Origin of the sequence: Pontibacter pamirensis, from assembly GCF_010015475.1 — a bacterium.
Classification (GTDB): domain Bacteria; phylum Bacteroidota; class Bacteroidia; order Cytophagales; family Hymenobacteraceae; genus Pontibacter; species Pontibacter pamirensis.
In genome coordinates this window covers 101224-126895 of record NZ_SSNI01000008.1, presented here as the reverse complement: position 1 = coordinate 126895, position 25672 = coordinate 101224, and the positions used below count along the sequence as shown (strand labels likewise).

Below are 25672 nucleotides of genomic sequence, written 5' to 3'. Positions count from 1 at the left end.
TCCACAACAAAGGCCGGCTCTCTTGAGAGAGCCGGCCTTTGTTGTGGAATAATGTCTATTTTAAATTCGACGTATTGTGTCTCTCCCGGCTTGTTGAAGAAAGGTGCTATTTCAAGAAACCGCTGGTTTTTTAATGCTGGTGGAAAGCATCTGAAACAAAAGAAAGCACCGTTGGCAGCGCCTCACGCCAATAGGTCCAGGTATGTCCGCCATCCCTTACCCGGAACTCATGCGGAATGTTATTTTTGCGCATCGCAATATGGGCTAAAGCATTTCCTTCAAAAAGAAAATCATCGTCGCCACAATCAATGTACCAGCGCACTGCCTTTTTCTGGTCTTCCGGCATATTGGCAATCAGCTCAAGCGCACTGTGGCGCTTATAGTGCGTTTCAATCTCAGCTTCAGATGCTGTGACAGGTTTGTTGCCAATCCGCTCCATGAACGTTTTGGCATCAGCGAGAGAAAGAGGCCCTACCGCAGCACTTAAGGGGCAGGCAGACGAGAAAAGATCCGGTCGGTGCAGCGCGTACATAAAGGAACCGCCGCCGCCCATAGATAAACCGGCCACAGCCCGGAAACGCTTTTCGCTTTTTATGCGGTATTCTTTTTCTATGTAAGGCATAAACTCATCAAAAAAGAAATCCTCATAGCGCCACTCCCCTGTCACATCGTTAAAATAACCCCTTTGGCCAGTATTGGCATCGGGCATCACAATCACCATAGGGGTTGCGTTTCCTTCGTTTATGGCTTTGTCTGCTATTCTCAACACCTCCCCAAACTGCACCCATCCCGTCTGATCATCACCGGCGCCATGCAGCAGGTACAAGACAGGATAACTGCGCTTGGAACTGTCGTAGTCCGGCGGCAGGTAGATGGCATACTTCCGGTTGTCCTTCAGGATTTTACTTTTCATGGTCAGGTTGTCCATCACTTTACCGGTAGTTTGCGCGAATAAAGCAGCCGGAAAAAGCATGAAGATTGTGAAGAAGGCAATGATGTGTTGTTTTCTCATATACTCAAGATGAATTTGTATAAAACAGTTTATATTGAAGCTAATCTTTAATTGTTAACAATACTAATCCAAATTAATCAAACAAACTTCACTTCCAGTTTCCGCCGTAGCTGAAAATTTTGTTATAGAGCATCCTCTGATTTGTCATGGATGAGAATGCTTTATCCACTAACACCTCTCATACAGCACTTTTTTCTAATAATAAGAAATTGAATTCAGGTCGCTGCTTATACAGCCCGTGAACAATTGAATCAACTTAAATATAGAAATTCTAAACAATAGGACTAAGAATTCGTTTTCATATCTATTAGACAAATTCTTAAAATAAAATAAAACTATGGACACATCAGCAAAAGATTTAAAAGAGAAAGCAGACAGAGCTAACCCAGATCACAAAGAAGGACCGGTAGCATCAGCTATTGAAAACTATACTTCTAAAATTCCATCTGATATATTCTTATGGGCTGCATTAGGCTCTATGGCTATTTCTGCTACATTAAAAATTATGAGGAAAGATGAGGAAGCATTGTTCGTAGGACAATGGGCTCCATCATTTTTACTTTTAGGTAATTATAATAAGATGATTAAGCTTTCAGGCTACGAAACAGACAAGTAAGTAAACCTGAAACCTATAAAAAGAGAGGAAGCATACGCTTGCCTCTTTTTTTATGCCTGACGTACAGCGTTACTAACACCGCCCCCCATTACCCTTTTATACGGCAGCTTCATATACAGCACATAGTGGCTATCTTGGAAGCATCATTCACACCCCCGGCAGAATGTTTAAGTTGACCTACTTTGTTTCTGTTTATACCAAAGCCGCTATATAAGGTTAATGTATCTCGCCCGCTCTTGCCCAGGGCTGTTATGCTGGGAGATGCTACTGATGATGCAGAGCCAAATGAAAAACTTTCTTTCATTTGGCTCCTTTCACTAAAATAAAACTACCTTTGCCGACCGAATGAATATTCAATTGAAAGCAAAACCGGCATGGAGCCTTTAGCAGAGAAGAAAAAAGCAATACTGGAAAGTACCTTAGAACTGGTGAAGGAAAACGGTTTCCACGGCACCCCGATGAGTATGGTAGCCAAAGAGGCAGGCGTGGCTGCCGGCACTATATACCATTACTTCGACAGCAAAGAACGGCTGATTTGTGAGTTATACAGCTATGTAAAGCAGCGGGCAATTGATGCCTTACAAGCCGGAGATAATGAAGACCTGCCTTATCAGGATAGGTTTTTCGCTATCTGGATGAGCCTGTACACCTTCTACATTAAAAATCCGAATGTGCTGAGGTTCTTTGAGCAGTTTGTGAATTCCCCTTACAACACGAACATTGTAGAGGTAAGACATGATGAGTTCCACAGCTTATTGTATCTCTTCTTTGAAAAAGGAATTGAACAAGGCCACCTGCGGCCAGTAAACCCGGAAATTTTAGGCGTTCTGGCACATGGTAGCATCATCACTACCGCTAAAGTGTACGGCAGGGGCAAAGTACGACTGGGTGATGCGGAATTGAAACAAATAGCCCAGATACTGTGGGATGGTATGTCGGTGCGATAACCACGGGCAGATTTCCGTATTATCGCCAGCATCTTACCAAACATTCATGATACATTTTAACTAATGTTTTAACATGAAGCCACTAGAGTTCTTTAGCTATGATTTAATTATCACTGATTCAGTATATGTTACCACCCTACCATATAGCAAGCTCCATACGCAATCGACCCAATCAAATATAAATTTTTACCGAACTATTTCATGAAACTAACCCAACGACTAAAGCCACTGCTGCTGGGATGCCTGCTGTACCCCACACTCCTGCTGGCACAAGGCAATACAGCTTCGGTTACAGCACAAGACGCGTTCACGCTGCAGGAGTGTATAGACTATGCTTTGCAAAACAGGGCGGCGGTTGAACAGGCTGTACTCGATGAGGCTATCGGAGAACGTGAAATCAAAGCCGAACTCGCTGGCTGGTTTCCGCAGGTATCACTAGGGTATGGCGGCACCAAAAACCTGAAGCTCCAGCAGCAGCCATTTGGGGATCAGGTGGTGACCTTCGGCAGAAACTATACGTCCAACATTTTACTACAGGCAAACCAGACGATATTCAGTAGCCAGTTACTGCTGGCCTCCAAGGCGTCTCGCTATACACGGCAGCAACTGGACCTGAACACCATCAACACAAAGATAATTACGGTGGTAGCGGTGAGTAAGGCTTTTTACGATGTGCTGCTCACCATGGAGCAAATTCGGATACTGGACGAGAACCTCGTCCGGCAGGAGCGGCAGTACAACGATGCCCGCAGCCGGTTTGAAGTAGGTCTTGTTGATAAAACAGATTACCAGCGGGCAGCCATCACACTCGCTAATATCCGCAGCGACCGCAACAGGGCAAGGCAGGCCATCAGTGCAAAGCAGGCCTTCCTGAAACAGGTGATGGGCCTTCCTGTTGAAACGGAGCTGGAACTGGCATATGATTATGAAGCTATGCAGCAGGCTGTGCTGGTGGATACCACAGAAATAATTGATTTTGCAAACCGTGTGGAGCTTCAGCAGCTACAGGCCCAGCAGCAGCTTCTGCGCCTGAACACAAGCTTCCAGAAATGGAGTTTTCTGCCTACAGCATCAGCTTTCATCAACTACAACTCCCTCTACTTCAATAACGAACTCTCAGCGCTTTACAATGAAGCTTATCCAACTTCGGCGGCGGGTCTGCAAATCTCCCTTCCCCTGTTTCAGGGTGGCAGAAGATTTCAGAACCTCAAGGCTGCCCAGTTAGAGGAACAGCGGGCCGAAGTAGAAGTTGAAAACACGCGCAGCATCATTAATACTGAATACTTAACAGCCTTGGCTAATTACAAAAGCGATTATTATGAGTGGCTAACGCTTCGGGCTAACCTGGAAGTGGCCCAGGAGGTGTACGATATCATTCAGCTGCAATACGAAGAAGGTATAAAAGCTTATATTGAGTTGGTGGTGGCAGAAACAGACCTCAGGGCAACGCAGCTAAACTACTATAACGCCCTCTATAATGTGCTCTCCAGCAAGCTGGACTACCAGAGAGCTTTAGGAAACATTGACATAAACAGATAAGAAACAGCAACCTCGATATATAATGAAAAGGAATTTACCATGGCTAATGGCTGCCATCATCGGGCCGCTGGTGCTCGTATCTTGTGGCGGTGAGAATAACGCCCAGCAACAGAACCCTGCAGCCGCTGCTGTACCTGTTAACGTCTACACGGTAGAAGAAGAGCGTGTAACAGGCACCGATACTTACCCGGGCACTGTGGTTCCCCTGCAGGAGGTGGAACTGCGCCCGCAGGTTTCGGGCTACATTACCAATTACTATGTGAAGGATGGGCAGCGCGTAACCAAGGGCCAGCCGCTGTATGAGATAGATCAGACAAGGTACCAGGCATCTTACCAGCAGGCGCAGGCAAACCTGCAAAGTGTCAGAGCCAACCTGGCAAGGATGCAGAAAGACCTGGAGCGCTATGAGCGGCTTGCCGAACGCGAAGCAATAGCCATGCAGCAGGTAGACTATGCCCGCACCGACGTGGAAACAGCCCGCGCACAGGTAGCCGCGGCCGAAGCCCAGGTAAGGAGTGCTTCTACTGATTTAGGGTATTCAACCATCGGGGCTCCCTTTGATGGCACGATAGGTATTTCTCAGGTGAGAGTGGGTGCACAGGTATCGCCGGGCCAGCCGCTCCTGAATACTATCTCTTCTACCGACCCAATTGCCGTGGACTTTGTAATAAACCAGCAGGAATTAGGCCGCTTTGGTCTGCTGATGCAGGGAGAACAGCCAGATTCTCTGTTTACCATTATGCTCAACAACCAGAGGGAATACCCTTACCCAGGAAAAATCATAGCAATTGACCGTGCCATCGGTCGCCAGACTGGCACCACTACTGTACGGTTGCAGTTCCCTAACAGGGACCGCACCCTGATTCCCGGTATGACTGTAACGGTGCGTGTGCTGAACCAGGATATAGGGGAGCAATTGGTGATACCTTTCCGGGCAGTGACAGAACAGTTGGGAGAATACTATGTGTATTTGGTGCAGGGTGATTCTGTGAACCAGCGGAACGTAATATTGGGCACAAGATTCGGGGCTGATGTGGTGGTGCGCGAAGGACTGGAAGAAGGCAATACCATTGTGGTGGAAGGCACTCAAAAGCTGCGCCAGGGCGCCAAAATACAGGCAGATGCTCCTCAGGCACAACCCGCTGCTGCTGTCAGATAATTTTTTATAAAGAAATACTTTCAGAAGAAACATGATATCAGATGTATTTATAAAAAGGCCCGTCACCTCCATCGTCATCTCGCTCGTGATCGTGTTGGTTGGCCTGCTGGCCATGATGAATTTACCTGTTACGCAGTACCCGAACATCTCCCCTCCTGTGGTGTCGGTATCTGCTAACTACACGGGTGCCGATGCGCAGACGGTAGAACAAACGGTGGCTACGCCTGTGGAGACGCAGATTAACGGTACGCCGGGTATGGCCTACATCACCTCCACCAACACCAGCACGGGGCAGATGAACATGAGTGTGACCTTTGAAGTAGGCACCGACATCGACATTGCCACGCTGGATGTGCAGAACAGAGCCAGTATTGCGGAGCCAAGCCTGCCCGAGGAGGTAAGGCGCCTTGGGGTGACGGTGCGAAAGCGCAATCCGAGTATTATGATGGTGGTGGGTATCTTCTCCCCTAACGGAACACATAATATTGAATACCTCGACAACTACACGAACATATTTGTGCGCGACGCCTTGTTGCGTGTAAATGGTGTAGGTGATATCAATGCACTGGGGCAGGACTTCAGTATGCGTATCTGGTTAAAACCGGATATGCTGGCGCAGTACAGCATCAGTGCCAGCGAAATTACTGGCGCTATACAGGAACAGAACCTACAGGTTGCTGCCGGCACGGTGGGTGCCAAGCCGCAGTACGACACACAGGCCTTTCAATATCCTATTACAGTAACAGGCCGCCTGTCTACCCAAGAAGAGTTCGGCGATATTATTGTTCGCACTAACCCGGAAGATGGCTCTATTGTGTACCTGCGGGATGTGGCCAGGATAGAATTCGGCAGGTTTGACTACGGAAGAGCCGCCACTATCAACGGTAATCCGTCGGCCATTTTGCTGTTATACCAGGCACCCGGCAGCAATGCCCTCGAAACAGCGGAAGGAATTTACGCTGCCCTGGATGAGCTGAAGGAGTCTTTCCCTGCCGATGTCGACTACGTTGTTTCTTTTGAAAGCGTGTCTGTGGTGCAGGTTTCTATTAATGAAGTAGTGCATACGCTCGTAGAGGCGCTTATACTGGTGATAATCGTGGTGTTCCTGTTCCTGCAAAGCTGGCGGGCAACGCTGATACCGATCCTGGCTATACCGGTGTCCATCATCGGTACGTTCGTGTTCTTTATTCCGCTTGGCTTCACCATCAACACCCTGACGCTGTTCGGGTTTGTGCTGGCCATCGGTATCGTGGTGGACGACGCCATTGTGGTGGTGGAAGCAGTACAGCATTACATCGACCACGAGCGTATCTCAGCGAAGGAAGCAACACGCAAGGCCATGAAAGACATTACAGCACCGGTTATAGCCATTGCGCTTATACTTGCCGCTGTGTTCATTCCAGTGGGCTTTATCCCAGGTATTGTGGGCCGGCTTTACCAGCAGTTCGCTATCACTATTGCCATCTCTGTTCTAATTTCCGCTTTTGTGGCGCTTACGCTTACGCCGGCACTCTGCTCCATCATGCTCAAGCCGATGAATGTGGACAAGAACTCGAGGGGCCTGAACAAATTCTTTTACAAGTTTAACAACTGGTTTGCCAGAACAACAGCGTCTTATTCCAGCGGTGTGCGCAGAAGCATCAAGGCTGCCCCACTGGTGCTCGTGCTGCTGGCTTGTTTATATGTAGGTACCGTTGGCTTATTTGCGACAAAGCCAACAGGTTTTATCCCGACAGAAGACGAAGGACGTGTGTTTGTATCTATAGAACTGCCAGAAGGTTCTTCTGCCACCAGAACGGAGGCAGTACTCGCTGAAATGGGTACTATCATGGCGGATATACCTGCTATAAAAAACTATACTGCCATAGGTGGCCTGAATGCCATCAACTTCTCCTTTAAATCGAACAGTGGTACCATCTTCGTGCAGTTACACCCCTGGGCCGATAGAGAGAATGAAGAGGAGCAGCTGGCTGGCGTAATGGCTACCCTGAACGAGCGTCTTGCTGTAATGAGGGATGCGAACGTAGTGGTAGTGGCTCCACCGGCCATACCTGGGCTTGGTAACTCCGGTGGTTTCAGCTTTATGCTGGAGCAACGCGCCGGAGGCGGTAGCCTGAAGGATTTTGAAGCAGTGCTTGGTCAGTTTGTAGGAGCAGTAAACCAGCGCCCGGAAATAGCCAGGGCTTATTCCTTCTTCAATACCCGAACACCCGGATACCATGTAGAGGTGGATAGAGAAAAAGCGAAGCAACTAGGTATAAATATTGCAGATGTATACTCCACGATGTCTTCCCTGATGGGTAGCCGGTATGTAAACGATTTCTCCCGCTACGGACGTAACTTCCGGGTGGTGGCCCAGGCCGATACAGCTTACCGTATGGACATCCAAAGCCTGAACCAGTATTACGTCATGAACAGGCAGGGCGAATCTGTGCCACTTAGTGCGCTTGTAACATCTACCGTAGTGGAAAACGCTTCCGTAATATCACACTATAACCTGTTCCGCTCTGCAGAGGTGATGGGTAGCGCCGCACCCGGTTACAGTAGTGGCCAGGCTTTGGCTGCTTTGGAGGAGGTAGCGGCAGAGGTACTACCTAGTGGCTACGGCTACGACTTCTCTGGCCTGAGCCGCGAAGAGCTCGCTGCTGGTGATAGCACCATCTACATCTTCTCACTGTCTATTCTATTGGTGCTGTTGCTGTTGGCTGCCTTGTATGAAAGCTGGTCTGTGCCATTCTCCATCCTGTTTGCCATACCATTGGGAATGTTTGGTGCTATCCTGGCTCTTACCCTGCTGCCACGGCTGGACAATAACGTATACGCCCAGATTGGTATGATCACGCTGATAGGTCTGGCTGCCAAAAACGCGATTTTGATTGTGGAGTTTGCCAAGGAGCGTGTAGACAGTGGCATGGAACTGATAGAGGCAACGATAGAAGCCGTGAAGCTGCGTCTTCGCCCGATTATCATGACTTCCATGGCCTTTATATTGGGGGTGGTTCCGCTGGCTTTGGCCACTGGCGCCGGTGCTGTATCTCGCCAAACGATTGGATGGGTTGTGATAGGTGGTATGCTGGCAGCTACCTTCCTGGCAATTTTTGTGGTGCCTGTGCTATACGTGATAATTACGAGAGTAGCCTATGGTAAGAAAGAACTCGCCAGGCTCCGCGAAAACTACAAACCAGGAGAAGACGAAGGCGGTGACCCAGCGTATGTGAATCCGCATGCATAGTTGACCTGTTGCAGAGGCATAAAAAATCCCTGGCCAATGTGGCCAGGGATTTTTTTGTTTTTTCAGATTGATTAGCAAAACATGGAATGAGAAGCTGCTCAATCATCAACATATTAACCAATTAATAAATTTGCTTATTATTCAACCTAAACTATATTTGGATATTCATAAACTAAAAAATGATAGTATATCTATGAAAACAAAAATTTTATCCATTCTGCTGTGCCTGTTTTCACTACAGTTTGCACAGGCACAGGATCTGATCACCAAACGTACAGGTGAAAAGGTTGAGGCCAAAGTACTAGAGATCTCTACACTGGAGGTAAAGTACAAGCTCTTTTCAAATATGGAAGGGCCAACCTATGTTGTGCCAAAATCTGAAATCATGCTGATCCAGTACCCGGACAATACCAGCGAAACGTTTGAGCTGACGGAAGCCGCACCTGTAGTGGCATTAGCTTCTGCTGATGCTGAGGCACCTGCCGCTTCAAAGGCTACCGCCTTACAGCTTTACAACCAGGGTCAGACGGATGCCATTACCTATTATGACGGATACAAGTCGGCTGGGACAGCAGTCTTAATTACAAGCTTGCTTTCCCCCGTATTAGGTCTTGCCCCTGCTATTGGAACTTCCGTTACTACTCCAAAACAACAGAATTTAGATGCTCCAGATAATTCTTTATTACAACAGCCGGATTATGCATCCGGGTATCGCAAGAAAGCACGTAAAATCAAAGCTGGTAAAGTCTGGACAAACTGGGCTATTGGTTTGGGCACAAACGTAGCATTGATCTTGCTTCTCAGTAATAGCTGACAAAAAAAACTATTCAATATTCAAATAAAAAAGCCTCTGCCCGTAAAGCAGAGGCTTTTTTTGCATCCAAAGTCGGTGCAAGCTTACTGCCCCTTTCCGCGCATCTGTTTCTCCATTGCATCCCACATCTCTTGCGGTATCTGGTCGAAAGAGTTGAATTCACCGGCGCCGTACAGCCACTCGCCTCCGTCTATGGTCACAACCTCACCATTTACGAAAGCAGCATAATCTGACACCAGGTACGCCGCTAGGTTAGCCAGTTCCTGGTGCTCTCCGAAGCGTCCAACTGGAATTCGCTTCACCGGGTCCAGCTTGTCCGCCAACTGCTTCGGGAACAGGCGCGTCCAGGCACCTTCAGTCGGGAAAGGGCCGGGAGCAATGGCGTTGGATCGGATGCCATACTTAGCCCACTCTGATGCCAGGGAACGTGTCAATGCCAGTACACCAGCCTTGGCGCAAGCAGAAGGCACCACATACCCCGATCCGGTCCAGGCGTAGGTCGTGACAATGTTTAGAATAATTGCTTCCTGCTTCTGCTCAATCCAATGCTTTCCTAGAGCAAGCGTGCAGTTATAGCTTCCTTTCAGTACAATGTCCGTGATGACGTCAAATGCTTTATGACTCAGCCGCTCTGTGGGACTCACAAAATTGCCCGCTGCATTGTTCACCAGCACATCTACGCTTCCAAATTTTTCCAGCGCACGCTGCAGCATCTCCTCTATTTCGTTATACTTACGCACATCACAGGCCACGGCCAGCACTTTACCGCCTGTTTCCTGCTCCAGTTCTTTGGCTGCCTGCTCTAGCACCTCTATTTTCCGGCTGCAGATAACGGCGTTCGCACCAAGTTCTAAAAAATATTTCACCATCGAGCGGCCTAGGCCCGTACCTCCACCTGTCACAATAATGGTTTTACCTTTTAAGGCGCCCTCTTTTAACATCGGTTCTGCTTTCAGCATAGTTTTATTCGTATAAAGGTTCATGCGGAGGCTAAGCTACCGCTAACAGATTTATATAAAGATAATAATAGCTCTGAATTTGTACAGAAAAGTATTCCTGATTCGAAAAAGCGTTTGGCATATGAACAAAGACCAACTAGAAAAAGAACTAAACCAGGCTATTGACGGCCTGTTAATGAAAAGTGGTATAGAAGCACCCTTTGAAGTCTTTTACCAGGAGCTTGAACCAGGGGAACAGTTTTCTTCTGAAAAAGTTACGGAATGGACAGGAGAAGCGGCCGGAAAGGATGTAGAAACAAGAGAACTGGACGAGTTCTTCCAAGAGATGGGAGGCGTTTCAGCTGATGCCAGAAACAAAGGGGAGACAAATGAAAAGCGTTACCAAATGCTAAAGTCCAAACTCAATGAGCTTTTAGAGGATGTAAAAGTATATATGATCACAGAAATAGGCACACAGGTGTTCATACTTGGCAAAGCAGAAGACGGCAATTACGCCGGGCTGCGCACCATGATAGTAGAGGATGAAGCCTCTTTAGAATAAGCTGCAGTTCGCTACACTAAAAATGAGGAATAATTCGTTATACAGCGTGATCCTGTACCAGTTTACCGGCGACAACAATGCCGCTGAGGCAAACACCAACAATGCCCTGCCCAGGATAAACGGTGTCGCCACAAAGATAGGCACCACTGTGGTCGAGGCGGGCATCTTTCATTTGCCAGGGTTTTACGCGGTTGTACTGCGGGTAGCCTCCGACAGCACCATAGGCGCGCCCAGTCCAGAAAACCCAGGCGCCGGGCGTAGCTGACTGGTTATAGATTATGTCTTCTCTACGTATGAGTCCCCTGGCAACCAGTGCATCTAAAATGGCAGCTTCAATGACTGCTTTGTCTTCTATTCTTTTTTGCTCCGGGTGCTGCACATGGGTGCTGATACTGGCAACTACTTCTCCATTCGGAGCCCGCTGCCGGTCCTCCGGATGGCTGAAGCTGATGAAAATGCTTTTGCTTTCGATGATGGGCAGTCCTTTCGGGACATGAACCTGGTGATGCAGTATTTCCGGAGCATGCTGCCCCTGTAGTACCAGTCCCATCGTAAAGGCTCCGTTCAGCATTTTTGAGGGCATCACATATTTTTGCAGCTTCTTCCCTACCTTGTCATCCTCAAACAGCTTTTGCGTGTTGTTCAGCGGAATGCCACTGATCACAAACCGACTCTTGAAGCTGCTTTTGCTTGTAGTTGTGGTATAACCATCCTTCTCTTTCGATACACGCTGCACCAGGTGCCCATATAGCACTTCGGAACCTTGCTCGCTGATATAGGAGACAATGGGTTTTACTAAGTTGATAAGCCCACCCGGAACGTAGTAATTACTATATAAAGTGTAGCACAGGGCCGTCGCCCCAAACAATTCATTAACTTCTTCCAGATTATTCTGGGCAGTTATCAGCAGTTGCTCATTCACAAAATCCACAAAAAGTTTATGCTGCAGCAATTTGTAATGGCGCAGCATGTCCTCCATCGTCCGGAATGCTCCTGGCAGGAGCTTTAGCTGTGCTGGTCGTGCACGGGCAGCAGAAAGCAGCATATCTTTGATATTGGAGAAAGGGAAGCTGCGTTGCTGCAGCGAGGTTCGCCATACCTGCTGGCTTATTTTGTAGCAGTGCTCCCAGAAGGGCCGTTGGTTGTCCTTGCCGAAGACCCGCTCTGCTTCTGCAATCCAGTCTTCCAGGTTTCCGTAGCGCGTGAGCGTTTCTCCGTTTGGCAGGTGTACCTGCATCGAGGGTTCCAGTTTCAGAACAGGTACCTCCACCTCTATCTCATCCAGCAGGTAGCGCAGCGGCATATGTTCATCCAAACCAACAAGTGTCGTAGCACCGGTCTCAAACCAGTAACCTTTGCGCTTGAAAGAAGAGGAACACCCTCCGGGATATTTTGCCTGTTCCAGCACTCCAACCTTAAGCCCCCGCTTCGCCAGCAGTGCCGCCGCCGTCAGCGAACCAAAGCCAGAGCCAATTATGACAACATCATAGTTCATTTATGCTTTACTTTACACGGTAATCTTCTTATCGCACTGCTTTCTTAAACAGCACGTGCCTGATTTTGTTAGAAGGGACAACGACAGTATAAAAACATTAAAAGAGTGGGTAACAAAGACGAAGTAAGTATAATGGGCTGTGGCTGGCTGGGCCTGCCGCTGGCAGCGCAACTGGTGAAGGCCGGTTACAGAGTAAAAGGCTCTACCACCACGCCTCAGAAACTGGAACTGCTGCAGCAGAAAGGCATAAGCCCATACCTGCTCAACTTACAGGACAAAAACCTGGACCGGGTGGCCCTAAAAGATTTTTTAAAGACACAGGTGCTGGTACTGAACATCCCGCCGCACCTGCGCTCCGACGGTGGCGAAGGATACCTGGAACAAATGCACCTCCTGCTGGAATTCCTGTCTGATTCTCCTGTTAGCCGCATTCTGTTTGTCTCTTCCACATCCGTTTACCTTGACCTGAACAGGGTGGTAACCGAGGAAGACATAGCTTTCACAGAAGAGCAGCAACCAGAACATATGTTACTGCAGGCCGAAAAGCTTTTTCAGGAAAACGACGGCTGGCTAACGACCATCCTGCGCTTCGGTGGATTGGTGGGAGAAGACCGAAGGCCCGGTCGCTTCCTGGCCGGAAAGAAAAATGTGCCAAATGGTGATGCCCCTGTAAACCTCATTCACCTGGACGATTGCCTGACTATTATACACCGCCTTATAGAAGAAGATAAATGGGGACAGGTTTTTCACGCCTGTGCCGATAAGCACCCGCTGCGCAAGGAGTTTTACACTAAGGCTGCTCTTGCACTCAGTCTTACTCCTCCGGAGTTTAATGACATGGATGAAACCCGGTTCAAGCTCATCAATAGCCAGAAAATCAAGGATGCTCTGGCTTATAGTTTCCTCCATCCCGACCCTATGGGCTTCTTTTAGTATCTTTGACCTGATTGTTGATTGTCTGTTGTTGATTGCTATCAGATGAAGATTAGTGCCAGAAAAGTGTATTCACGTTGATACAAGCACATTGGTTTTATCTCATATCAATCTTATAGAAGATCAACAATTGACAACGAACAATCAACAAAAAATAATGTCTATAATTGTAGTGATAGGTGGCGGTGCGGCCGGTTTTTTTGGAGCTATAACATGTGCGCACACTGACCCTACAGCCAGGGTGCTGCTGCTGGAAAAGTCAGGCAAACTGCTTGCTAAGGTGCGGGTATCCGGTGGAGGGCGCTGCAACGTAACTCACCATTGCTTTGTGCCAACTCTCTTGTCGCAGCATTATCCACGGGGTGCCCGGCAGTTGAAAGACGCTTTTAAAGTATTTGGGGCACAGGAAACAGTGGATTGGTTTTCGGATCGCGGGGTGCAATTAAAAGCAGAAACCGACGGCCGCATGTTCCCTATCACAGACAACTCCGAAACTATTATAGAATGTTTGCTACAAGAGGCAAAACGGGTGGGTGTTCAGATTCGAACCGGCTCTGGTGTTGAAAGTATAGTGCCTGAAGAAACTGTAGCAGGCCAGCCAATGTTTACACTGCAGCTTAGCTCCGGCGAAAATTTAAGAGCGGATAAGGTACTGGTAAGTACAGGAGGCAACCCCAAAGCTGCAGGCTATGATTGGCTGCGGGCACTGGGCCACAAGATACAGGAGCCGGTACCGTCGCTGTTTACATTTAACGTGCCCTCCTCACCCTTAAAGGAACTACAAGGAGTGTCTGTGCCGAAAGCAAAAGTACGTGTGGCAGGCCAGAAACTGGAGTATGAGGGGCCGCTTCTCATCACACACTGGGGCTACAGCGGACCTGCTGTTTTAAAGCTGTCTGCTTGGGGTGCCCGTATTTTTCATGAGCAACAGTATACTTTTACCGCCCTCATCAACTGGATTCCGGATTATACCGAAGAAAGCCTGCGGGAGCATTTGCAGGCTTACCGGCAGGCTCACCCCAAAAAGGTGGTGAGTACCAATCCGCTGTTCGGGCTGCCGCAGCGCCTCTGGAAAGTGCTTACAAGTTTAGCCGAAGTACCTGCTGAAATCCGCTGGGCCGAGTTGCCGGGCAAAAACACAAATAAACTGGTGGAGTCGCTCTTGCGCCTACCGGTAGAAGTGAAAGGCAAGACTACTTTCAAAGAGGAGTTTGTAACCTGTGGCGGCGTAGAACTTAATTCTGTAAATATGAAAACAATGGAGAGCCGCGTACAGCCGGGGCTTTACTTTGCAGGAGAGGTACTGGATATAGACGGCATTACAGGCGGCTTTAACTTTCAGGCCGCCTGGACCACTGGTTATCTGGCAGGTAAAGCCATGGCAGGCACTTTAGATTGAATAGTTTCATCTTAGCGCCTTGGTAACTATTTTAGTATAATATCAGTACATCTGCATATTAGAAACTAAAATCGTATAACTATGAAAATGGATAAAGAAGTACAATCAACCATTCATCACCTGATAGAAAGATGTAAAGATGGTGCGAAAGGTTACAAGACAGCATCGGAAGATATCAATGATAAAGACCTGAAAGACCTTTTCAGAAAATACGCTGTGCAGCGCGACAGCATGATTACGGAGTTGCAGGACCAGTTGCACAAAATGGGCGCGACCGACGATGAGTCAAGCTCTATAGAAGGAACCATTCACCGTGCCTGGATAGACATCAAATCAATAATCAGCACACAAGACAGAGCGCGTGTACTGGAAGAGTGTGAACGAGGCGAAGACTATGCCGTTAAAGCATACAAAGAAGCCATGGACAAAAACCTGCCAGGAGATCTGAAGCCAATTGTACAGCAACAGTACAATGATGTTAAAAGCGCTCACGATCACATCCGCTCACTGCGAGATGCTGCGAAAGCAAATAAATAAACTAAGGCAACTATTTAAACAGGGAAAGGAGCTTCGGCTCCTTTTTTTGTGCATACCCTCTTTGCATATTCATACTCATGAAGAAAGGCGTACTCACTGATGTCTAGGTTCTCACACTCTCATCCTGCATCGTTATTAATCGAAGGAAAGACTTCTGCAAAAACAAAAAGGCCGACGTTTCAAGTCGGCCTTTTCTAACAGCTTTGAAAGCTTTTACACTTTAAACTCTGTATGGTAATTTATACGGAGCCAAAGCCACAAAGTTTATTTTTTTTAGAATCTTCTTTTACGGAAGCCACCGCCTCCACCGCCGCGGTTTCTATCACGGTCACCACCTCTGTCACGGTCGCCGCCGCCTCTGCGGTCACGGTCTCTGAAAGAACCTCCGCCTCCGCCACGGTTTCTGTCACGGTCAAAGCCGCCTCTGCGTTCGCCTCTGTCGCCGCCACCGCTGAAGCCGAAGTCATCGCCGCCACGGCCACCTTCTTTGGGGCCGCTGCCTTTTTTCTGCGACTTCTCTACCACAACTGAGCGGCCCTGGTATTCAACGCGGCCTAAGTTGGCAACAATCTCTGCCGTATACTCCGAAGGTACTTCTACAAAGCTGAACTTGTCGTACAGGTCAATGTCTCCTACCTTGCCGGCTGGGATGCTGGCGTTCTGAGCAAGAAAATCGATCAAGTCTTTTGGATGCACCTGGTCTTTCTTGCCGATTGTAATGAAGAGACGGTCCATGCCATCTTTTGTAGCGCTAAGTCCTTTTTCAGCCTCTGCACCTTTTTCCTTCACTTTAGCTTCTTTCATGCTCATTTTGAGCAGAGCAGACGCTACATCAAGCGGGGTATAACCATCCGTCTCGTTCACAAAGCGCTCGATACGTGCTATCTGCTTAGCTAAATGGCCTTTTTCCAGCACTTCTTTCACCTTATCAAAGAAAAGTGTGGTGCGGATTTCATTTACATCTTCCAGAGAAGGTATCTGCTGTAAAACAATCTTCGCTTTAGTAAAGCGCATGATGTCCTTTATCTTATACCCGTCTGTACGGCCTCCTACAAAAGAGAAGGCTTTACCAGACTTACCGGCACGCCCTGTACGGCCAATGCGGTGCACGTAAGACTCTTCGTCCTGCGGCAGGTCATAGTTTATAACAGCCTCTACGTTCTCTACGTCAAGGCCACGTGCGGCCACATCCGTGGCAACAAGTATTTCCAGCGTACCGTTACGGAACTTGCCCATTACATTAGAGCGCTGATTTTGGTTTAAGTCACCGTGCAATGCATCGGCAAAATAACCGCGTGCCTGCAAGCCGGCTACTAGGTCATCGACCATGCGCTTTGTATTGCAAAAAACAATGGCAGACTTAAGGTTATACATATCAATCAGGCGCGACACCGCCTCCTGCTTGACGCTGCTTCGCACTTCAAAGTATACCTGGTCAATATTAGTTACTGTCAGTTCCTGGTGTACCACTTTCACGATAACCGGGTCAGTCTGATAACGCTTCGTCATCTCCATGATCGGCTTCGACATGGTTGCAGAGAAGAATATTGTCTGTCGGTCTTCCGGAATACGCTCCAGCACATACTCGATGTCTTCACGGAAACCCATGTCGAGCATCTCGTCTGCTTCGTCCAGAATAATCTTTTTCACATTGTCCAGTACCAGGGTGCCGCGCTCGATGTGGTCCATTACGCGGCCTGGCGTTCCGATTACAATCTGTACACCCTGCTTCAGGGCACGCAACTGGCGATCATATGGCTGCCCGCCATAGATAGGAACCACGCTGATGCCTGTTTTATACTTTGCCAGTTTCTGGATTTCACCGGAAACCTGTATAGCCAGTTCGCGTGTAGGGCACAGAATAAGTGCCTGCACACTGCGGTCACTCGCATCGATCTGCTCGATCGTCGGGATACCGAAGGCAGCCGTTTTACCAGTACCCGTTTGGGCCTGGCCAATGATGTCTCGTCCTTCTAATACAACCGGGATGGCTTGTGTCTGGATGGGAGAGGCTTCTTCGAAGCCCATGTCAGCGATAGCACGCTGTACTTCCTGCGATAGCGGAAGCTCGTCAAATCTGATTTTGTTCATCTAATTTACTAATATATACTTTATAACCTGGGCCAGCCTGCTATTCAACCTATTTCTCTGCTTTCTATGAGAACGACACAAAAACAATAAACAACCAGGTTAGCCTACGGTGGGAGTATCCAGTTATCAGTAATTCAGACTGTACCAAATCGGGTACAAAAGTACACAATTAATACCAGTATAGCTAACACTTTAGAAAAAAATAATTTACATCTCTTTTGTACTGTTTTAAGAGACTTGCCATCCTCGATCTTCTATTACCACAAAACATTATACTTTGTTTAGTTCTGCACTCGTTTTAGTGTACCAACATTCGCAAAATCATAAATAATCGTTGTAAAATAGTAACATAATAGCCACTTACCCGTTACAAGAACCAGTTTACCAAGCATATAGCCCACTTGGCCATATTTGAAATAAAATCGTGAATTTTTTGGATTAAGTTGACGTAATTAACGAAACAAACAGTAGCTGCAGCCCCTTAAATAATGGCAAAAGTTACGAATAAAGTTGAACAGTTACTGTGATGCTTTCAGGCATTCCAACACTAAACAATGTGTAAAAGTACGCGTTTTCCAATTTCCATTAACAGTTGATAGCTTTGCCGCAACGGTTAATACAGGTTTAAAAGATATGAAAAATATACCCTAACCTTAACCACCTATTCTTATGTTACATTTCTCCAAGATTTCAACACAGGGCAAAGACTTTAACTTGATTGCTTCCGGTGCGCTTGCTTTCAAGATCCACAACAAGATTCTTAAAGATGAGGCTTTTCAGCACGGCTCTAAAATCCAACGCAATATGCTGCTCGGGAGCGCCCCGGCAAGAGCTTTGAACCAGGACCGCCGAAACGTATTCTATGTGATCATTTCTGACCTTGACAAGATGAACATAGAATCGCTCTGCAGTATGATAAGGCAGGAACGTGCAAAGGGCAGTTATGCTGTGTGCCAGGTGATACCTTTATACTACAACGAGCCTTCTTTTAAAGCCCTTAAAACTTTGCGCCAGAATTTTGATGAAGTGATAGAACTGAATAAATTCAACCTTGGCAATAGCAAAGCCCTTATGAGTGCAGAGCAGCAGCAGTGCCTGATAACAGAATATTCGCTTTCTATGGCGCGTATCATGTACCACGTTTGTGTGAAAGATTTTGCGCCTTTCAACAGTGAGCAGACAGGTCATTTAGCTTACGCCAGTTAACCTTTAAAAATCCACAGATAGAGCCTCTGTCCCACCAGGATAGAGGCTCTTTATTTTATGTGCCTGATGCTATAGCCTTTACAACAAATCCGCCGAAAGATTTAAAGGATGATTTGCCTGTACGCACTCAGAAGGTGTATCTTTATACTATAGATCCCCTTCTTTATGCCTTCTATATTTAAAATATACTCCGCCTCGGCCGGTTCGGGCAAAACCTATCACCTGACAAAGGAATACCTCAAACTGGCCCTGCAAACCCCTGATCCGGACTATTACCGTTCTATCCTGGCTATCACGTTCACGAACGATGCCGCTGCCGAGATGAAGGAACGCATTCTGGGGGCGCTGCGCAACTTCAATGACCCTGACATATCAGAAAAGGACAAGAAAAACAGCGAACATTTGCTGGAGGGCATAACGGCAGACTTACGAGAGGCGTATCCGGAAGACCTGGTGGACAAGGAGGAAGTGCGCAGGCGGGCAAAAGCGCTGTTCCGCCAGATTCTGTATAACTACAGCGACTTCTCCGTTAGCACCATCGACAGCTTTGTGAACAAGATTGTACAGGCCTTTACGAGGGAGTTGAACATTCCGCATAATTTTGAGGTGGACCTGGACTCGAACACCCTTGTGAGCACGGCAGTATCGCTGCTGCTCGACAAGGTGAGCGACCGCAAAGGTGATCTGCTCTCGGAGACGCTGGAGCAGTATGCCTTGGAAAAAGCCAGGGAAGGCAAAAGCTGGACGATGCTTCCCGACGACCTGATGGACTTTGCAAAAAACCTGCTGAATGAGCAGGTATACGAGGCCGTAACTGACCTGCAGCAACTGACACTGGAGGACTTCAAAAAAGTGAGGGAGGAGTTGAAGCAGGTAGTGCAGGATGTGGAGGCCGCGGTACAGGCGACTGCTAGCGAGGCAACAGAGATTATCCGCAATGCCGGCCTCTCCCCCGCCGACTTTTACCAGAGCACCCGTGGCATTTGCAGTTATTTTAACACCTGGCAAAAAAACGTGGACCTGAACTACGGCAACAACTACGCACGCACAACCATTGAAGAAGATAAGTGGTATGCCGGGAAAATTAACACAGCCACCAAAGCGCAGATAGACCAGGTAAAGCCGGAACTGACAGCGCTTTACCAGCAGATAGAAAATATAAAGGAGCAATACGCCGAAACTTTCACACTGATTCAGGCCATTGTACCGCACCTGTATAAGGTGTCGGTGCTGAACGAACTCGAGAAATGCCTGCAGGAAATTAAGCGCGACAAAAACACCATACATATATCGGAGTTTAATAAGCGCATTATTGATATTGTGCTGCAGGAACCGGTGCCGTTTATTTATGAGCGCCTGGGTGAGAAATACAACCACATCCTGATTGATGAATTCCAGGACACCTCAGTGCTGCAATGGAACAACCTGCTCCCGCTCGTTGACAACGCCCTCGCCTCCGGGCACTTCAGCATGGTGGTAGGTGATGCGAAGCAGGCCATTTACCGCTGGCGTGGTGGCGAGATGGAACAAATCCTGCATCTATACAAGGAGAACACAAAATATCTGTATCAAAACCGCCGGCACGGGCATTTGATTGAGGAACGTTATCAAACAGTGGATCATGCGCTTCAGCCGGATACGCTGAAAGAGAACTATAGAAGCCGGGTTGAGATCATCGACTTTAACAACGAACTATTCACCTACATCAGCCAGGGACATCAAGAGTTCAGGATGTTCGCCTCCATTTATGATGACAATTTTCAGCAGCAGGTGCCAGTGGGCAACGACAAACGGGGTGGGCATATCCAAATCATGTTCACGTACCCCGAAGATACCAACTATAAGTATGACCTGAACAGCTGCGGCCGTACCGACGAGTTATACATGGGCTACGCGCACCCCAAAACTTTGAGCTACGATGAGAGCACGCTGAACATAGTGTTGCAGTTGGTAGAAGGGGCACGAGCCGCAGGATATCTGTTGCAGGACATGGCCGTGTTGTGCCGCACCAACATTAAAAGTAAGCTCATTGCCAACTTCCTGAAAGAAAGAGGGTTTGATATTATTTCACAGGATTCGCTTTCACTGCAATTTGCAGAGGTCATCAACCTCATCATCTCCCTGTTTAGAGTCTTCAACCGCCCCAACGATACCCTGGCTAAATCAGAGGCGCTGTACCTGGTGTGCAAAGTGACGCTGGAAACGATTCCGGATGTGGGCATGACACAGCGAATTGCCGAAATAGCCAACGTGCCGGACAGCTTGCCCTTTTTTGAACAGCTGCGGGTGTTTGGCTTTGATGTGCAGGAGCGGGAATCTGGCAACCTCTCCATCTATGAACTCACTGAAAAGCTTATACGCATATTTAACCTGCTGGACAAGAACAACGAGAGCGAATACCTCTTCCGCTTCCTGGACCTGGTGCTGGAGTACAGCCTCAAGTACAGCAATAACCTCAACAACTTTCTGGGGTATTGGGATGTGCAGAAAGAGAAGCTGAGCATCAACACACCCAAAAACCGTGACGCCATCACCATCACCAGTATCCATAAATCCAAAGGGCTGGCCTACCCTATCGTTATCATACCTTTTGCGGATTGGGGCACAGAGCCTATGACACGCTCCCTGATGTGGAGCCAATTGCCAAAAGAAGTCAGCGTAACGGGCAAGCTGCGCAGCGTTGCAGTTAACATAAGTTCTAAACTGGAGAAAACGATACTGGCGGATCAATACAGTACGGAGGTAGAGAAAACCTTTATTGAAAACCTGAACATGCTGTACGTGGCCCTCACCCGACCCATCGACCGCCTTTACCTGATTGGGAATGGCAAAGATCTGCTGGAAGATAGAAAGGCAGCGCGAGCGCTGGAGGGTTCTGCCAAAAATGTTAGCCACCTGCTATACCGCTACCTCGTGCACAAGGATATGTGGGAGCCGAATAAGTTCTGCTATCAGCTGTCCAAAGGCACCAATCAAAGGACGCATAGTCCAACTGACAACAACCACACCTACCACCTGGAATACCTGACGGCCACCGACTGGGAGCAGCGCCTGAAGATAAAGCAACACGCCAACAACGTATTCGACTTCGAGACGCAGGCCATACAGCGACAGCAAAACCGGAAACTGCATTACGCCCTCGCCCGTACGGCCTTCGCCACGGAACTTGACCAGGTGCTGCGCCAGATGGTTTACGAAGGCATCATCAGCGACCGGGACAAACCTTCACTGAGGCAGAAGCTGAACGAGGTGCTGCACCACCCGAAGATGGCACACTACTTCTCTAAAAATGTAGTGGTAGAGCATGAGAAGGAAGTGCTGGATGCCCGTGCCTATCTCTATAAACCTGACCGCATTGTGTTCGATGGGGATGCTGTGGTGCTGATAGAATTTAAAGTGCCGCCACCAGAGCCAGGACACCGCAACCGCTTAGACCATTACGCCGTCCGTTTCCGTCAGTTGGGCTACAAGAAAGTGAAGTGCGTACTTTATTATTTCGAGACACAGGAGGTAAAAGAATGGAGCTATGGCGGAAAGCAGGAGCAGTTGAAGATGGAGTTGTAAGAAATGGCGGAAAAACTCGCTTCATTTGTACTCAATGTAAAATTTGAAGTATACCACCCCATAATATTTCACAAATCGTGTATAAAAACCCCGGATGGAAAATCGCATAACCCTCATTACATTAGGCGTTAAAAACCTGCAACGGTCAAGAGACTTTTACCAGAAGGTATTTGGATGGAAGCCGCTGGAAAGCAGCACCGAAAGCATTGTGTTCTTTCAATTGAATGGCATACAGCTGGCACTGTTCCCGCAGGAATCGCTGGCTGACGACGCAGGAGTAGCGGCTGATGGTAAAGGCTTCAGAGGATTTTCGCTCGCCCACAATGTGCGGTCAGAGCAGGAAGTGGATAAGTTGGTGGCATCGCTGGAAGCGAAAGGAGCCAAAGTGGTGAAGCAACCGGAAAAAGTGTTCTGGGGCGGCTACAGCAGCTACATCGCTGATCCGGACGATAACCTTTGGGAGATTGCTTACAATCCTTTCCTACCAATGGACGGATCCGAAGTTGGCGCTTCTATACATTAATTGCTGACAAATCGACCTGATACGTTGAATCTGGTTGCAAAATAAACTACCCATCCCTAACCCTTGCCTGGAGGGGTTAGGGATGGGTAGTTTATCTATCTAAAAAGGCGCTGATATTGTTTAGCTCTTTTTTATAGAAATTATTCCTGGAACAAAGTCCACCTATACAACACAAACACCCTTGCAGACTTTCCTAGAGCTATCGGCAAAATACGTTTACGAAAAGTATAAAGAGAATATCAGTGACTTATGCATTGTGCTGCCTTCGCGGCGTGCGAGTTTCTTCTTTAAAAATGCGCTGGCACAAGCGGCCACAGAGCCTATCTGGTCGCCCGAGGTGTCGGCGATGGAGGATTTCATCTGCCGCCTGGCAAAGACGGATGTGCTGGAACCGATAAACCTGCAGCTTGAACTATATGACCTCATGCGGGAGCAGGACCCGACGCTGGACTTCGACCAGTTCGTGACGTGGGCCGCCACGTTGTTAGATGACTTCAGCCGCATCGACCAGAACCTGGTGAATACAGGAAAACTGTTTGAATACCTGGGAGAAGCCAAGGCGCTGGAGCGCTGGGACCCGAAGTTCCTGGGTAAGGAATTCTCCCCTACTATGCGCAAGTACTTCAGCCTCTGGGACAATATTGAGAAGACTTATCATAACTTGAAAAAGCACCTGCTGGAGAAAAAGCAGGCCTATACCGGCATGGCCTTCCGTAAAGTGGCGGACAATATCGACTCCATTGCCAAAGAATCTGACTGTGCCCAATACATTTTTATCGGCCTCAACGCCCTGACCGCTTCGGAAGAAAAAATCATCAAAACACTGCTGAAGCATGAAAAGGCGGAGGTGCTCTTCGACTCTGATGATTTCTATATGGAGGAGAATACGCCTAACCGTGCCGGAAGCTTCCTCCGGAAATATAAAAGCACCTGGAAACTACCGGAGTGGCGCTGGCAGCAGAACCTACTCCTGACAGATGAAAAGGAGATCAACGTTATCGGGGTAGCCAATGCCAGTATGCAGGGCAAACTGGCAGGGCAGCTGCTGCAGGAAATCAGGAAGCAGGACAAATACGCACAGGTAGCAATTGTATTGCCAGACGAAACGCTGCTCCTGCCGGTGCTGCACTCCATACCGGAAAACATACCAAGCTATAACGTGACGATGGGTTTGAATTTTAATGGCACTCCCCTGTTCAACCTCATCGATTTGTTATTTGAAGTTCACCTGACCGGCATCACCCAACTGCAGGAATCGGGTTATAAGGTATACCAGTACCACCACCTGTCCGTCACGAAACTGCTCACACACCCCTTTATCAGGCGCTACGAACTTTACCTGAACGACCAGCCGGAGCAGGCGAAGTACCACGGCATGATTCAGCAGGTGCTGGACAAGATTGTTGAAGACAACAAAGTTATGGTGTCAGCGCAGGAACTCTTGAATCTGGGCCAGCAGCACCCGCTCTTCGAAGTGCTGTTCAAAACCTGGCGCGACTGCGATGACATTATTGCCAGCATGTACAGGCTCATAGAATTGCTGCGCGAAGTCTACAGCCACGGCCACAACACCATCGAGACAGAATACCTGTACATCTTTTATACCCTCGTCAAGCGCCTTGACACCATTTTCGACTGCCGGGAGCACAAAATATCGGTGCGCAGTTTCCGCAAGTTCCTCTACGAGCTCATCGCATCCACCCGCCTCCCCTTCAGCGGCGAACCTATCGCGGACCTGCAGATCATGGGTATGCTGGAAACGCGCGCATTGGATTTCGAGAACCTGATTATCCTTTCGGTGAACGAGAACACGCTGCCGGCACCCAAACGCCACCAGTCGCTGATGCCCTACGATGTGCTGCGGGAGTTTGGCCTGCCAACCTACTCCGAAACCGAAGGAGCGACGGCTTATAATTTTTACCGCCTGCTGCAGCGTGCCAAGCGGGTGAACCTGCTCTACGTGCTGCCCTCTGACACTTATGGTTCGGGCGAGAAAAGCCGATTTATCCTGCAACTGCAAAACGACCTCGCACTGCGCAACTCTAACATTAAATTCAGGGACATGACTGCTGCCGTGGAGCAGAAAAAGACAAGGGAGTATAACGAGGAGATACTGATAGAGAAAGATGCGCAGACAATAGAGCAGTTTAAAAAGGAACTGCAACGGGGGCTCTACCCTTCGCACCTGAACATGTACATCAACTGTTCGCTGCAGTACTACTTCACACGCATTGCTAAAATGCAGGAGGTGGAGGAAGTGGAGGAACAGTTAGGGGCTGATAAATTCGGAACGCTGGTGCACCAGGTACTGGAGGACTTTTTTAGGGAGTTTGAACAGACAGGCAAGCCCATTGAATCTGCTGATGTAGAGTCGATGCTGACGCAGCTGCCTGGGCAGGTGAAGATGGAGTTCAGTCGCGTAACACGCGGGGCAGTGCCGGAGCGCGGCATGAACCGCCTGCTCTATAAAGTAGCGGTGCAGGTGCTTGAGAAATACCTGCAGAACCTGCTCTATTCAGACGAACTGCCGCTTTACGTGCTGCGCCTCGAAGAAACACTTTCGGCCACGCTACCCGTGCAGGTGGGCGACGAAGAGGTTCTGGTGCGTATTGCCGGTAAAGCTGACCGCATTGACCTGACGGGTCACGATCTTCGGGTAATAGACTATAAAACAGGTAAGGTGGAGCCGGGCCAGCTAAAGGTAAAGCCTGAAGAAGTGGAGCTGCAGTTCACCACTGATCCGAAGTATGACAAAGCCCGCCAACTCTGGCTGTACCAGTATGTGCTGCAGCGTACGCTGAAAGAGCAGCCGGAAACCATACTGCGCAATGCGCAGCACGTAGTTCCGTGGAGTATTCAGCCCCATTCCGGCATTCTCTCCTTCAGGAATTTAGACGCAGGTGTGATGAGTTCTGAATTTAACTTCACCGAAGCAGACGGCGCTACCCCCAAGGACTTCATCGTCGCCTCTGAGACACTCCTCTCCGACTTCGTTCGCCGCATGCTGGACCCGGAGGAGCCAATCCGAAAAACAAATGATCTGGAAGTATGCCAGTGGTGCCCATATAGGGGGATTTGTGCGCGGTAAGGTAAATGCCGCATAAG

The 25672-nt window shown here is 48.4% G+C and carries 18 protein-coding genes; 14 read left to right on the top strand and 4 right to left on the bottom strand.

All coding sequences use genetic code 11. The features are described from left to right. Positions 1-130: 130 nt before the first annotated feature. Positions 131-973, bottom strand: coding sequence for an alpha/beta hydrolase (locus E1919_RS09305; protein ID WP_394351759.1), 843 nt, complete (start codon positions 971-973; stop codon positions 131-133). Between the two features lie 376 nt (positions 974-1349). Between E1919_RS09305 and E1919_RS09300 the strand changes: the two genes are divergently transcribed. The 6 genes from E1919_RS09300 (at position 1350) to E1919_RS09275 (ending at position 9319) form a co-directional block, all read left to right on the top strand. Next, positions 1350-1628 (top strand): hypothetical protein, encoded by a 279-nt coding sequence (locus E1919_RS09300; RefSeq protein WP_162053086.1) that lies wholly within the window; start codon positions 1350-1352, stop codon positions 1626-1628. A gap of 374 nt (positions 1629-2002) precedes the next feature. Next, the gene (locus E1919_RS09295; protein ID WP_162053085.1) at positions 2003-2575 is read left to right on the top strand and encodes a TetR/AcrR family transcriptional regulator; all 573 of its coding nucleotides are present in this window, start codon (positions 2003-2005) and stop codon (positions 2573-2575) included. 201 nt (positions 2576-2776) lie between these two features. Next, the gene (locus E1919_RS09290; protein WP_162053084.1) at positions 2777-4114 is read left to right on the top strand and encodes a TolC family protein; all 1338 of its coding nucleotides are present in this window, start codon (positions 2777-2779) and stop codon (positions 4112-4114) included. Between the two features lie 22 nt (positions 4115-4136). Further along, positions 4137-5273: an efflux RND transporter periplasmic adaptor subunit gene (locus E1919_RS09285; protein ID WP_162053083.1), complete on the top strand. Its 1137-nt coding sequence runs from the start codon at positions 4137-4139 to the stop codon at positions 5271-5273. Positions 5274-5304: 31 nt separating this feature from the next. Further along, positions 5305-8505 carry an efflux RND transporter permease subunit gene (locus tag E1919_RS09280; protein WP_162053082.1) on the top strand — a complete coding sequence of 1067 codons (3201 nt, stop codon included), beginning with the start codon at positions 5305-5307 and terminating at the stop codon, positions 8503-8505. 193 nt (positions 8506-8698) lie between these two features. After that, positions 8699-9319 (top strand): hypothetical protein, encoded by a 621-nt coding sequence (locus tag E1919_RS09275; RefSeq protein ID WP_162053081.1) that lies wholly within the window; start codon positions 8699-8701, stop codon positions 9317-9319. Positions 9320-9402: 83 nt separating this feature from the next. Here E1919_RS09275 and E1919_RS09270 read toward each other — a convergent pair whose 3' ends face one another. Continuing rightward, entirely contained in the window at positions 9403-10278 is an 876-nt protein-coding gene (locus E1919_RS09270; RefSeq protein WP_162053080.1) for an SDR family oxidoreductase, read from the bottom strand. A gap of 121 nt (positions 10279-10399) precedes the next feature. Here E1919_RS09270 and E1919_RS09265 point away from each other — a divergent pair, with 121 nt between their 5' ends. Further along, positions 10400-10819 carry a nuclease A inhibitor family protein gene (locus E1919_RS09265; protein ID WP_162053079.1) on the top strand — a complete coding sequence of 140 codons (420 nt, stop codon included), beginning with the start codon at positions 10400-10402 and terminating at the stop codon, positions 10817-10819. Positions 10820-10856: 37 nt separating this feature from the next. Here the strand turns inward: E1919_RS09265 and E1919_RS09260 are convergent, their stop codons facing one another. Continuing rightward, entirely contained in the window at positions 10857-12314 is a 1458-nt protein-coding gene (locus E1919_RS09260; protein WP_162053078.1) for a phytoene desaturase family protein, read from the bottom strand. Positions 12315-12419: 105 nt separating this feature from the next. On the opposite strand from E1919_RS09260, the gene E1919_RS09255 reads away from it, so the two are divergent. The 3 genes from E1919_RS09255 to E1919_RS09245 all read left to right on the top strand — a co-directional run bounded on the left by E1919_RS09255 (position 12420) and on the right by E1919_RS09245 (position 15183). Next, positions 12420-13247, top strand: coding sequence for a Rossmann-fold NAD(P)-binding domain-containing protein (locus E1919_RS09255; RefSeq protein WP_162053077.1), 828 nt, complete (start codon positions 12420-12422; stop codon positions 13245-13247). Positions 13248-13404: 157 nt separating this feature from the next. Beyond that, complete coding sequence (locus tag E1919_RS09250; RefSeq protein WP_162053076.1) at positions 13405-14646, top strand: BaiN/RdsA family NAD(P)/FAD-dependent oxidoreductase; 1242 nt, start codon at positions 13405-13407, stop codon at positions 14644-14646. Positions 14647-14727: 81 nt separating this feature from the next. Next, positions 14728-15183, top strand: a complete 456-nt coding sequence (locus E1919_RS09245) for a ferritin-like domain-containing protein (RefSeq protein WP_162053075.1) — start codon at positions 14728-14730, stop codon at positions 15181-15183. A 273-nt stretch (positions 15184-15456) separates the two neighbouring features. Here the strand turns inward: E1919_RS09245 and E1919_RS09240 are convergent, their stop codons facing one another. Further along, positions 15457-17274, bottom strand: a complete 1818-nt coding sequence (locus tag E1919_RS09240; protein WP_162053074.1) for a DEAD/DEAH box helicase — start codon at positions 17272-17274, stop codon at positions 15457-15459. A gap of 669 nt (positions 17275-17943) precedes the next feature. On the opposite strand from E1919_RS09240, the gene E1919_RS09235 reads away from it, so the two are divergent. From E1919_RS09235 to E1919_RS09220, 4 genes are all read left to right on the top strand, one after another. After that, entirely contained in the window at positions 17944-18480 is a 537-nt protein-coding gene (locus tag E1919_RS09235) for a hypothetical protein (RefSeq protein ID WP_162053073.1), read from the top strand. A 165-nt stretch (positions 18481-18645) separates the two neighbouring features. Further along, positions 18646-22044, top strand: a complete 3399-nt coding sequence (locus tag E1919_RS09230) for a UvrD-helicase domain-containing protein (RefSeq protein ID WP_162053072.1) — start codon at positions 18646-18648, stop codon at positions 22042-22044. Between the two features lie 94 nt (positions 22045-22138). Beyond that, positions 22139-22567 carry a VOC family protein gene (locus E1919_RS09225; protein ID WP_162053071.1) on the top strand — a complete coding sequence of 143 codons (429 nt, stop codon included), beginning with the start codon at positions 22139-22141 and terminating at the stop codon, positions 22565-22567. Positions 22568-22748: 181 nt separating this feature from the next. After that, a complete protein-coding gene (locus tag E1919_RS09220) occupies positions 22749-25655 on the top strand; it encodes a PD-(D/E)XK nuclease family protein (RefSeq protein WP_162053070.1) in 2907 nt (968 codons plus the stop codon). Positions 25656-25672: the final 17 nt, after the last annotated feature.

What these genes read in the sequence shown, in the direction of transcription:
- E1919_RS09305 (WP_394351759.1), bottom strand. Translation starts at nt 973, where the DNA reads ATGCTTTTTCCGGCTGCTTTATTCGCGCAAACTACCGGTAAAGTGATG.
- E1919_RS09300 (WP_162053086.1), top strand. Translation starts at nt 1,350, where the DNA reads ATGGACACATCAGCAAAAGATTTAAAAGAGAAAGCAGACAGAGCTAAC.
- E1919_RS09295 (WP_162053085.1), top strand. Translation starts at nt 2,003, where the DNA reads ATGGAGCCTTTAGCAGAGAAGAAAAAAGCAATACTGGAAAGTACCTTA.
- E1919_RS09290 (WP_162053084.1), top strand. Translation starts at nt 2,777, where the DNA reads ATGAAACTAACCCAACGACTAAAGCCACTGCTGCTGGGATGCCTGCTG.
- E1919_RS09285 (WP_162053083.1), top strand. Translation starts at nt 4,137, where the DNA reads ATGAAAAGGAATTTACCATGGCTAATGGCTGCCATCATCGGGCCGCTG.
- E1919_RS09280 (WP_162053082.1), top strand. Translation starts at nt 5,305, where the DNA reads ATGATATCAGATGTATTTATAAAAAGGCCCGTCACCTCCATCGTCATC.
- E1919_RS09275 (WP_162053081.1), top strand. Translation starts at nt 8,699, where the DNA reads ATGAAAACAAAAATTTTATCCATTCTGCTGTGCCTGTTTTCACTACAG.
- E1919_RS09270 (WP_162053080.1), bottom strand. Translation starts at nt 10,278, where the DNA reads ATGCTGAAAGCAGAACCGATGTTAAAAGAGGGCGCCTTAAAAGGTAAA.
- E1919_RS09265 (WP_162053079.1), top strand. Translation starts at nt 10,400, where the DNA reads ATGAACAAAGACCAACTAGAAAAAGAACTAAACCAGGCTATTGACGGC.
- E1919_RS09260 (WP_162053078.1), bottom strand. Translation starts at nt 12,314, where the DNA reads ATGAACTATGATGTTGTCATAATTGGCTCTGGCTTTGGTTCGCTGACG.
- E1919_RS09250 (WP_162053076.1), top strand. Translation starts at nt 13,405, where the DNA reads ATGTCTATAATTGTAGTGATAGGTGGCGGTGCGGCCGGTTTTTTTGGA.
- E1919_RS09245 (WP_162053075.1), top strand. Translation starts at nt 14,728, where the DNA reads ATGAAAATGGATAAAGAAGTACAATCAACCATTCATCACCTGATAGAA.
- E1919_RS09240 (WP_162053074.1), bottom strand. Translation starts at nt 17,274, where the DNA reads ATGAACAAAATCAGATTTGACGAGCTTCCGCTATCGCAGGAAGTACAG.
- E1919_RS09235 (WP_162053073.1), top strand. Translation starts at nt 17,944, where the DNA reads ATGTTACATTTCTCCAAGATTTCAACACAGGGCAAAGACTTTAACTTG.
- E1919_RS09230 (WP_162053072.1), top strand. Translation starts at nt 18,646, where the DNA reads ATGCCTTCTATATTTAAAATATACTCCGCCTCGGCCGGTTCGGGCAAA.
- E1919_RS09225 (WP_162053071.1), top strand. Translation starts at nt 22,139, where the DNA reads ATGGAAAATCGCATAACCCTCATTACATTAGGCGTTAAAAACCTGCAA.